Below are 8,806 nucleotides of genomic sequence, written 5' to 3'. Positions count from 1 at the left end.
CCGACGACGGCCCCGACCTGCTCGCCGACGTCCGCGCGCTGGTCGAGCGCGCCCACGCTGAGGGCGTGGACGACGCCGAGCTGCTCCTGCTCGTGCGCGGCGCGCAGGCGGAGGCCCGGGTCAGCGGCTGAGCGCGGGCCCCGTCACGCGGGCTGCCACAGCTCGACGCGGTTGCCCTCCGGGTCGGTGACCCAGCCGAACCGCCCCACACCCGCCATGTCCTGCGTCTCGGGCGCCACGTCGGCGCCCCGGTCCCGCAGCTGCTGCAGCATGGCGTCGAGGTCGCGGACCCGGAAGTTCAGCATGGTCTGCTGCTGGGGCGAGGCGAAGTAGTCGGTGTCCGGGTCGAACGCCGCGAACACGGTCGGCCCGGCCTCCTGGTGCCAGAGGCCGTGCGCGTCGTCCTCGACGCCGAGCGGGTCGCGGTACCAGGCCGTCAGCGCCTCGGGGTCCCGCGCCCGCAGGAACCAGCCGCCGATGCCGAGCACCCGCTCGCCGCCGGTCACCGGCCCGCCACCACCAGGACGACCACCGCGGCGAGCAGCAGGAACGGGATCGTCTCGGCCAGCAGCGCCCGCGTGGACCGCGGGGTGCGGGCGGGCCCGTCGCGGAAGCCGGGGCGCAGCGGGGAGTCGTCCCCGGCGGCGCGCTCGGCGAGCAGCCGCGGGTCGGTCCCGTCGTCCTCGGGCATCGCTCCCCCGTCCGGGTCGGGTGGTCTCGCGCCGAGCCTGCCAGGGCCCCGCCGCCCGTGTACAGGGCGACCGCGCCCGCTCACCCGGCCGGCCGCGCGCCCCCGCCCGCCAGCGCCGCGATCTTGTCCTGCAGCACCCGCCGCTCCCGCGGGTTCGGGCACAGGGCCGCGGCGCGTGCGAGGTCGTCCCGCGCCTCGTCGTCCCGCCCGAGCCGCCGGAGCAGCTCGCCGCGGACCGACGGCAGCAGGTGCGACCCGGCCAGCGCCCCGGTCGCCGCCAGGTCGTCGACGACCACCAGGCCGGCCGCCGGACCGTGCACCATCGCGACGGCCACCGCCCGGTTGAGGTCGACCACGGGCGAGGGCGCGAGCCGGCCGAGGGCCTCGTAGAGCAGCACCACCCGCTCCCAGTCCGTCTCCCCGACGGACGGCGCGACGGCGTGGCACTCGGCGATCGCGGCCTGCAGCCCGTACGCCCCGAGCCCGCGCCCGACCCGGCCCGCCGCCGCCAGGGCCGCGCGCCCCCGGCGGATCGCGGCCCGGTCCCACCGCCGCCGGTCCTGGTCCTCGAGCAGCACCGCCGACCCGTCCGGCCCGACGCGCGCCGGGAACCGCGCCGCGGTGAGCTCCAGCAGCGCCAGGAGCCCCAGCACCTCGGGCTCGTCCGGGGCGAGGTGCGCGAGCACCCGGGCCAGCCGGACCGCCTCGTGCGCGAGGTCGGGGCGCAGCAGGTCGTCGCCGGACGTCGCCGTCGAGCCCTCGGTGAACACCAGGTACACGACGGCCAGCACCGGGCCGAGCCGGTCGCGCCGCTCTGCGCCGGACGGCACCGCGAACGGCACCCGGGCGGCGGTGAGGGTCCTCTTGGCCCGGGTGATCCGCGCCTGCACGGTCGCGGTCGGCACCAGGAACCCGCGGGCGATCTCCTCGCTGGTCAGGCCGGCGACGACGCGCAGCGTCAGCGCCACCTGCGCCTCGCGCGCCAGCACGGGGTGGCAGGCGACGAACATCAGCGCCAGGACGTCGTCCCCGACGGCGTCCGGGTCGTGCAGCAGGTCGGCGTCGTCGCCGGGCGCGGGGTCGTCCGCCGCGTCCCGCGCCAGCGCCGCGTACCGCTCGTCGAGCGCCGACCGCCGCCGGTAGGCGTCCACGGCCCGCCGGCGGGCGGTCGTGACCAGCCACCCCGCCGGGTTCGCGGGCACGCCGTCGCGCGGCCAGGCCACCAGCGCCTCGGCGAGCGCCTCCTGCGCGACGTCCTCGGCGAGGCCGACGTCGCCCGTGGACCGCGCCAGGGTCGCGACGATCCGGGCGGCGTCCGCGCGCCAGACCGCCTCGACCGCGGCGCGGCCCTCCCGGGGCGCCGACGCCCTCAGAGCTGGCCCGTCGCCTCGCGCCACGCCCGCTCCCGCTGGATCCACGGGTTGTCCTGGGGGAACTCGTCGATGCTCGCGATCCGCCGGACCTCGACCTTCACCCCGGGCCAGGACAGCGGGGCGCGCCTCGCCCACTCGACCGCCTCCGCCTGGGACGCCACGTCGAGGATCCAGTAGCCGCCGAACAGCTCCTTCGCCTCGCCGTACGGCCCGTCGGTGGCGACCGGCGGGGTCTGCGAGTAGTCCACGACGACGCTCTCGGCCGGGTCGTCGGACAGGCCCTCCATCGCGACGAGCACGCCGGCGGCGACCAGCTCCTCGTTGTACCGGCTCATGGTCTCGATCGAGTCCTCGTACGACGCGTCCCCGCCGCCGGAACCCTGCCCGTCCGAGCGCATGATCAGCATGTACTTCACGGCCGTGCCTCCCTGGTCTCGGGTCCCTCTCGGACCCTCTCACCCAGGAGTCGAACGGGGAACCCGCGGATCGACACGCGGGCGCGCCCGGCCGGCTCGGGGTCAGCCGGCGGGACGGCGGGCCAGGACCACGTGCTCCAGCCCCGGCCGGTCCGGCGCGTCCCGCACGTCCACGACCTCCAGACCCGCGGCGGCGAGCGACGCGCGCACCTCGGCCAGCGACCGGAACCGCAGCGTCGACGTCGACGCCACCTCGCTGCCGTCCGGGAACCGGAACACCGACCGGAACGACACGAGGGGCAGGGCGACCTCGGTCACGGCGAACTCCTCCACGACGCGCCCGACCCCCGGGACGTCCCGCGCTCCCGCGCCGGCGTCCGCCGCCCAGGCCTCCCACGCCCGCGCCTCGGGCCGACGGGTCTCGAGGACGAGGTGCCCGCCGGGGGCGAGGGCGTCCCGGATCCCGCGCAGCGTCGCGGCCCAGTCGTCGTCGGACAGGAACACCTGGGCGACGTTCCCGGTCATGGTGGCCAGGTCCACGGCGAGCGGTGGCAGCGTCGTGGCGTCGCCGTGCAGCCAGACCACCCGGGCGCCTCCCGGCTTGGCGCGCGCGACGTCCAGCGACGCGCCGGCCGGGTCGACGCCGGTGACCGCCAGGCCGTCGCCCGCCAGCAGCAGCGCCAGGGTGCCCGTGCCGCAGCCGACGTCGAGCACCCGGCGGGCACCGACCTCGCGCGCGACGGCGCGGTACAGGTCGAGGTCGGACCGGTCGGCGTCGAAGACGTCGTACAACGGGGCCAGGCGCGGGTCGGCGAAGATCGGGTCGGGCACGTCCCGCACGCTACGGACCGGCGGCGGGGTCGCGCGACGGGATTGCGCCGGTGCTGGCATCAGCCGCGCGAGGGCTCGCCCGTCCCCGTGACGGTGGTCAGCAGGATCGCGGCGTCGCTCAGCGCCTCGACCCCGTGCCGGTCGTGCGTGAGCGTGGCCAGGAACCCGGTGGGCAGCGTGTCGACCCGCTCGGCGCTGGACACCGCGACGGTGCCGCGCAGCACGAGGATGCTGCCCGCCGGCGGCGAGTTGTGCTCGGCCAGCCGGGTGCCGGTGCGCAGCGCGATGACGGTCTGCCGGAGCGGCCCGTCGTGCACCACGATCTGGGCGCTGCGACCGTGCGGGTCCTGGTGGGCGAGGTCGATCTGCTCCTGCGCGAGCTGGTGCACGTCCATGCGGGGCTCCTCGGCGTCGTCGTCGGTGACGCGTCCTACTCAACACGGCCCCGTGCCCGGCCGCTATTCCCTGGCCCGGCACGTCGCGGCGGTGGCAGCCTCGACGGCGTGACGGACGAGGACATCTGGACCGAGCGGGTCGCGGCGCGCTACGACGAGTCGAGCGCCGCGATGTTCGCCCCCGGGGTGCTGGGGCCGACGGTGGACTTCCTGGCGGCGCGGGCGGGCGACGGCCGCGCGCTGGAGCTGGCGGTCGGCACCGGGCGGGTCGCGCTGCCGCTGTCCGCCCGCGGGGTGCCGGTCGCCGGGATCGAGCGGTCCGTGCCGATGGCGGCCCGGCTCGCCGCGAAGCCGGGCGCGGACCGGGTGCCGGTGACGATCGGCGACATGACGACGGCGACCGTCCCGGGCCGGTTCCGGCTGGTGTACCTGGTGTTCAACGGCATCACGAACCTGATGACCCAGGACGCGCAGGTCGCGTGCTTCGAGAACGCCGCCCGGCACCTGGAGCCGGGCGGGGCGTTCGTGTGCGAGGTGTTCGTGCCGCAGCTGCGCCGGCTGCCGCCGGGCGAGGTGGCGCTGCCGTTCGACGTGAGCGACGCGCACCTGGGCTTCGACCGGTACGACGTCGCCGAGCAGCGGCTGGTGTCGCACCACTACACGGTCGAGCCGGACGGGTCGGTGAGCACCGGGCGGTCGCCGCACCGGTACGTCTGGCCGGCGGAGCTCGACCTGATGGCGCGGATCGCGGGCCTGCGGCGCACCGAGCGCTGGGCGGACTTCACCGAGGCGCCGTTCACCGCGGAGAGCACGTCGCACGTCTCCGTCTGGCGGACCGCGGGCTGAGCCCGGGGCGCCGCCAGGGCCGGGTCAGCGGCCCTCGGTGACCTCGCGGCGCTTCTGCTGGGCGGGCCGGGCCGGGGTGTGCGGGCCGTTCCACACCTGGATCGCGCCCCAGATCGACGCCGCGATCGGCACGGCCAGCACCGCGCCGGTGATGCCGGCGAGCACGGTGCCGATGGTCAGGGCGACCAGGATGACCAGCGGGTGCAGGGCCAGCGACCGCGCCATGACGACCGGCTGCAGGAAGTTGCCCTCGAGCTGGTTCACCAGGACCACGATGCCGACGACGATCAGCGCCTCGACCGGCCCGAGTGCCACGAGCGTCACCAGCGCGGCCAGGGCGCCGGCGAGCGTCGCGCCCACGAGCGGGATGAACGCGAGCAGGAACACGAGCACGGACAGCGGGATCGCGAGCGGCACGCCCATGATCACCAGGCCGACGCCGATGCCGATCGCGTCCACCGCGGCGACGATGGCCGTGCCGCGGACGTACCCGCCCATCGTCGTGACCACGCGGTGCCCGACGCGCTGGCCGCGCCGGTAGTGCTCGCCCTCGAACGGCCGGAGCAGGAACTCCCAGATGGTCGGGCCGTCCTTGAGGAAGAAGAACAGCACGACGACCATCAGCACGAACCCGGTGAGGAAGTTCGCCGTGGCGGACACGCCCGCGATCGCGCCGGCGCCGAAGCTGCTCGACGTGAGGAAGTCGGTCACGGCGGTCCGTGCGTCGGCGATCTGGTCGTCGGAGATCTGGATGGGCAGCCCGGTGAGCGAGTCCTGCAGCTCCCCGAAGCCGGCGACGGCCTGGTCGGCGAGGTCGTCCCACTGGTGGATGACCGAGTACACGACCGCGGTGAGCACGCCGCCGAGCACGCCGACGATCAGCACCAGCGCGATCCAGGTGGCGGCGATCGACGGCAGCCGGTGCCGGCGCAGCCAGGACACCAGGGGGTGGATGGCGGAGGCCAGCACGAGCGCGATGAGCACCGGGACCACGACGAGCGTCAGCCGGGTGATCGCGAGCACGGCCACCGTCAGCAGCGCGAGCAGCGCCAGGACCTGCACCGAGCGCGTCCCGATCCGGCCGAAGCCGTCCGCCCACAGCGCCCCGGCGCCCGGACCGCGGCCGGCGTCGTCCCGGGCGACCTCGGCCGCCCGCACGGCGTCCCCGCCGGTCGGCGCGGTCGTCCTCCGTCGTCGGAACCACATGTGCCCGTCCCACCCCTTCTGGTGTCCGTCTGCCGGGGACGGTACGGGGCGCCGACCAGGGCCGCGACCGGGCGCGCCGACCGGGACCCGGGTCCACCGACCGGCGTACCCGCATCTCCACCCGGGGGCCGATGCCCCGGGCCACGGCCCCGGTGCAGGGTGGGAGGCATGGACCAGGACCGCCCGCACCGCCCCGACGACGCCCGCGCGCACCGCCGCGCGGCGCTCCTCGCGCGGCGCAGCCGGGTCCGCACGCGCCTCCCGCTCGACGTGGCCCTGCGCCTGGCGATGGACCCGGGGGCGCACCCGGTGGCGGTCCCCGACCGGCGGCGCTGACCGGGGCACCCGCGCGCCGCGCCCGCGCGCGCCGGGGTGCACCGCGCGCGCGGCTACGATCCCCGGCATGGGGCAGCGAGTGACCATCACCGACGTGGCACGGGACGCGGGCGTCTCCGTCGCGACGGTGTCGAAGGTCATCAACGGCCGGTACGGGGTGGCGCAGGCGACCTCGACCCGGGTCATGGCGGTCATCGACCGGCTCGGCTACGAGTCCAGCCTGGTCGCGCGCAGCCTGCGGTCGCACCGGACGCACGTGCTCGGGATCCTCGTGGCGGAGTTCGAGCCGTTCTCCGCGGAGATCCTCAAGGGCGCGGCGGCGGCGCTCGCCGACTCCGACTCCGGCTACGAGCTGCTGGCCTACACCGGCGGCCTGCACGGCCGCGGCGCGGGCTGGGAGCGGCGGTACCTGTCCCGGCTGAGCGGCACGCTCATCGACGGGGCGGTGCTCGTGACCCCGACCGTGGTGGAGGCCGACGCCGGGGTGCCGGTCGTCGCCATCGACCCGCACACCGGCCCGACCGGCCTGCCGACCGTCGACTCGGACAACCTCGCCGGCGCCGTGCTCGGCACGGAGCACCTGCTGGAGCTCGGGCACCGGCGGATCGCGTTCGTCGGCGGGCGTCCCGACCTGGAGTCCTCGCGGCTGCGCGAGCAGGGCTTCCGCCGGGCGATGGCGGCGGCGGGCGTCCCCGTGGACGAGGTGCTGGTCCGCGAGGGCGACTACCGCAAGGAGTCCACCCGGGAGCCGGTGCGGGAGCTGCTGAGCCTGCCCGACCGCCCGACGGCGGTGTTCGCCGCCAACGACCTGTCGGCGATCGCGACCATCGAGGTCGCCCGCGAGCTCGGGCTGTCGGTGCCGGGCGACCTGTCGGTGATCGGGTTCGACGACATCCCCGAGTCCGCGCAGACGGACCCGCCGCTCACGACGGTGCACCAGCCGATCCAGCGCATGGGGGCGGCCGCGATCGCGCTGCTCACGGCGCTGCTCGACGGCGGCGAGACGCCGGACCCGCACGTGCGGCTGCCGACGTCGCTGGTGCGCCGCGGGTCGACGGCACCCGCCTGACGACGGCACCCGGGGCCCCGCGGCGCCCCCGGCGGCGCCGCAGTCCCCGGGACCTCGGGTCGGCCGGGGGTCAGGCGCCCCGGGCCCAGGTGTACGGCGCGCCCGCGGCGATCCGCACGTACTCCCCCGCGCCGCCCAGGCCGCCCACCAGGCGGTCGGCCAGCCCCCGCCCCGGGTCGGACAGGATCGCGTCGTGGATCGGCGCGGCGACCCGCGGCCGCACGGCGCGGACGTAGTCGATCGCCTCGGCGAGCTTCATCCACGGCCCGGCGACCGGGACGAGCAGGACCTCGACCTCGGCGCCGGCGGGCGGCGGCGTGAAGGCGTCGCCGGGGTGGAGCAGCGCACCGTCCACCAGGTACGCGACGTTCTGCGGCCGGGGCACGTCCGGGTGGATCAGGGCGTGCGGCTCGCCCACGGCGCGGACGGCGAACCCGGCCGCCTCGAAGGTGTCGCCGTCGGCCGCGGGGTGCACGCGGTCGGCCGGCGCCCCGGCCTCCGTGAGCTCTCCGGCGAGGCCCGCCGGCGCCCACGCGACCAGCCCCGGGCGCGCCGCGAGGGCCGCGGCGAGGCGGGCGACGTCGACGTGGTCGACGTGCTCGTGGGTGACGAGCACGGCGTCGGCGTCGTCCAGGACGGACAGGTCGCTGAACGCGCCGGGGTCGAGGACCAGGCGCCGCCCGCCGCGCTCCAGGCGGACGCAGGCGTGGCCCCAGTGGGTGATCTCGGTGGTGCTGCCGGGGGTGCTGTCGGTCATGGTGCCAGCATCGCCCCAGGTGGGCGCGGCGTCGACCCGGGCCCCGCGTGGGTGCGGGCGCGATTCCGTGAACCCGCGCGCGCCCGTTACCGTGTGCCCCGTGCTGGTGCTGGGAGTGTGCTCGCTCAAGGGCGGGGTCGGGAAGACGTCGGTGACGCTCGGGCTGGCGTCCGCCGCGCTGGAGCGCGGGCTGCGCACGCTGGTCGTCGACCTCGACCCGCAGGGCGACAGCACGCTCGCGCTCGCGACGAGCGGTGCCGAGGGCGACGTGGCGGGGGTGCTGGACTCCCCCACCGCGGAGACCATCGCCGCCGCCACCGCGCCGAGCGCCTGGGCCGAGGCCGGGCTCGACGTGCTGGTCGGCTCGGCGGCGTCCTCGCGGCACGACGCCTACGACGGCGCGGACACCGACGTCGACCGGCTGCGGTTCGCCCTGGCCTGGGTGCACGACTACGACCTGGTGCTGGTGGACTGCCCGCCGTCGCTCGGCGGGCTGACCCGCACCGGCCTGACGGCGTGCGACCGGGCGGTCGTCGTCACCGAGCCCGGGCTGTTCTCCGTCACGGCGGTCGGCCGCGCGATGCGGACGATCGACGACCTGCGCCGCGGGCCGGCCGGGCAGCTGCAGCCGCTCGGCGTCGTGGTGAACCGGGTCAAGGCGCGGTCGGTCGAGCAGGCGTTCCGCCTGGACGAGCTCCGCGGGCTGTACGGCCCGCTGGTGCTGACGCCGTTCGTGCCGGAGCGCGCGGCGCTGCAGCAGGCGCAGGGGGCGGCGCAGCCCGTGCACGCCTGGCCCGGTGCGGGCGCGCGCGAGGTCGCCGGCGCGTTCGACGAGCTGCTCGACCGCGCGCTGCGGGCCCCGCGCACCTGACGGCCGGAGCCGGGG

12 protein-coding genes are annotated in these 8,806 nt (G+C 76.9%); 4 read left to right on the top strand and 8 right to left on the bottom strand.

Going from position 1 to position 8,806, the window contains the following annotated elements:
• Positions 1-143 precede the first annotated feature (143 nt).
• The 6 genes from G6556_RS04590 to G6556_RS04565 form a co-directional block, all read right to left on the bottom strand.
• Positions 144-506, bottom strand: a complete 363-nt coding sequence (locus G6556_RS04590) for a VOC family protein (RefSeq protein WP_166938996.1) — start codon at positions 504-506, stop codon at positions 144-146.
• Positions 503-691, bottom strand: coding sequence for a hypothetical protein (locus G6556_RS04585; RefSeq protein WP_166938994.1), 189 nt, complete (start codon positions 689-691; stop codon positions 503-505). Before G6556_RS04585 ends, G6556_RS04590 begins: the two co-directional genes overlap by 4 nt.
• An 80-nt stretch (positions 692-771) precedes the next feature.
• Positions 772-2,088, bottom strand: coding sequence for a DUF6596 domain-containing protein (locus tag G6556_RS04580; protein ID WP_166938992.1), 1,317 nt, complete (start codon positions 2,086-2,088; stop codon positions 772-774).
• Positions 2,061-2,480, bottom strand: a complete 420-nt coding sequence (locus tag G6556_RS04575; RefSeq protein ID WP_166938990.1) for a YciI family protein — start codon at positions 2,478-2,480, stop codon at positions 2,061-2,063. The genes G6556_RS04580 and G6556_RS04575 overlap by 28 nt, the downstream gene beginning before the upstream one ends.
• Before the next feature lie 102 nt (positions 2,481-2,582).
• The gene (locus G6556_RS04570; protein WP_166938989.1) at positions 2,583-3,311 is read right to left on the bottom strand and encodes a class I SAM-dependent methyltransferase; all 729 of its coding nucleotides are present in this window, start codon (positions 3,309-3,311) and stop codon (positions 2,583-2,585) included.
• Positions 3,312-3,370: 59 nt separating this feature from the next.
• On the bottom strand, positions 3,371-3,706 hold the full coding sequence (locus tag G6556_RS04565) for a cupin (RefSeq protein WP_166938987.1): 336 nt from the start codon (positions 3,704-3,706) through the stop codon (positions 3,371-3,373).
• A gap of 108 nt (positions 3,707-3,814) precedes the next feature.
• Between G6556_RS04565 and G6556_RS04560 the strand changes: the two genes are divergently transcribed.
• Entirely contained in the window at positions 3,815-4,552 is a 738-nt protein-coding gene (locus G6556_RS04560) for a class I SAM-dependent methyltransferase (protein WP_346774721.1), read from the top strand.
• A 24-nt stretch (positions 4,553-4,576) separates the two neighbouring features.
• Here G6556_RS04560 and G6556_RS04555 read toward each other — a convergent pair whose 3' ends face one another.
• The gene (locus G6556_RS04555; RefSeq protein ID WP_166938985.1) at positions 4,577-5,758 is read right to left on the bottom strand and encodes an AI-2E family transporter; all 1,182 of its coding nucleotides are present in this window, start codon (positions 5,756-5,758) and stop codon (positions 4,577-4,579) included.
• Positions 5,759-5,926: 168 nt separating this feature from the next.
• Between G6556_RS04555 and G6556_RS04550 the strand changes: the two genes are divergently transcribed.
• A complete protein-coding gene (locus G6556_RS04550) occupies positions 5,927-6,094 on the top strand; it encodes a hypothetical protein (protein WP_166938983.1) in 168 nt (55 codons plus the stop codon).
• A gap of 67 nt (positions 6,095-6,161) precedes the next feature.
• A complete protein-coding gene (locus G6556_RS04545) occupies positions 6,162-7,163 on the top strand; it encodes a LacI family DNA-binding transcriptional regulator (protein ID WP_166938982.1) in 1,002 nt (333 codons plus the stop codon).
• Between the two features lie 70 nt (positions 7,164-7,233).
• Here the strand turns inward: G6556_RS04545 and G6556_RS04540 are convergent, their stop codons facing one another.
• Positions 7,234-7,920: an MBL fold metallo-hydrolase gene (locus tag G6556_RS04540; RefSeq protein ID WP_166938980.1), complete on the bottom strand. Its 687-nt coding sequence runs from the start codon at positions 7,918-7,920 to the stop codon at positions 7,234-7,236.
• A gap of 100 nt (positions 7,921-8,020) precedes the next feature.
• On the opposite strand from G6556_RS04540, the gene G6556_RS04535 reads away from it, so the two are divergent.
• Positions 8,021-8,791, top strand: a complete 771-nt coding sequence (locus tag G6556_RS04535) for a ParA family protein (RefSeq protein WP_166938978.1) — start codon at positions 8,021-8,023, stop codon at positions 8,789-8,791.
• Positions 8,792-8,806 lie beyond the last annotated feature (15 nt).

Origin of the sequence: Cellulomonas sp. IC4_254, from assembly GCF_011603975.1 — a bacterium.
GTDB lineage: Bacteria > Actinomycetota > Actinomycetes > Actinomycetales > Cellulomonadaceae > Cellulomonas.
This window is presented reverse-complemented; position numbering and strand designations above follow the sequence as displayed.

Excerpts from the sequence above, each read along its gene's own strand:
- G6556_RS04585 (WP_166938994.1), bottom strand. The coding sequence starts at position 691 with ATGCCCGAGGACGACGGGACCGACCCGCGGCTGCTCGCCGAGCGCGCC.
- G6556_RS04565 (WP_166938987.1), bottom strand. The coding sequence starts at position 3,706 with ATGGACGTGCACCAGCTCGCGCAGGAGCAGATCGACCTCGCCCACCAG.
- G6556_RS04555 (WP_166938985.1), bottom strand. The coding sequence starts at position 5,758 with ATGTGGTTCCGACGACGGAGGACGACCGCGCCGACCGGCGGGGACGCC.
- G6556_RS04550 (WP_166938983.1), top strand. The coding sequence starts at position 5,927 with ATGGACCAGGACCGCCCGCACCGCCCCGACGACGCCCGCGCGCACCGC.
- G6556_RS04545 (WP_166938982.1), top strand. The coding sequence starts at position 6,162 with ATGGGGCAGCGAGTGACCATCACCGACGTGGCACGGGACGCGGGCGTC.
- G6556_RS04540 (WP_166938980.1), bottom strand. The coding sequence starts at position 7,920 with ATGACCGACAGCACCCCCGGCAGCACCACCGAGATCACCCACTGGGGC.